The following is a 257-nucleotide window of genomic DNA, read 5'->3' as shown; positions in this document are numbered from 1 at the left end:
GCCTCGCCGTTTTCGGTGTTGTTCATCAGGATGTTGAAAGACATCAGCCGGAGCATCGGTTCTTCGGTTGCCGCGACGGCGATCGGTGACTGGGCAAAGTCACGCGGCATCCAGATCGAATGGAGGAGGAAGACAAGGGCTAGGGCGAGCAGAGCGGCCGGGAAAATCCCGCGCCGAAGGATCAGTGCAAGCAGCAGAGCCACGACGCTGGCCACCGACAGATGGAGTTGCAGGCTCTCGAAGGTGCCGATGATCCA

The 257-nt window shown here is 60.3% G+C and carries 1 protein-coding gene; it reads right to left on the bottom strand.

Annotated elements, in window-relative coordinates:
• Positions 1-257, bottom strand: a 257-nt coding sequence (locus tag R0J92_RS24500; RefSeq protein WP_411053599.1) for a hypothetical protein, incomplete at both ends; no start/stop codon positions are given.

The sequence above is a fragment of the Tritonibacter sp. SIMBA_163 genome (assembly GCF_046535935.1).
Taxonomy (GTDB): Bacteria; Pseudomonadota; Alphaproteobacteria; order Rhodobacterales; family Rhodobacteraceae; genus Epibacterium; species Epibacterium scottomollicae.
The sequence above is the reverse complement of the archived record's forward strand: the minus strand, read 5'-3'. Positions and strand labels throughout refer to the sequence as shown.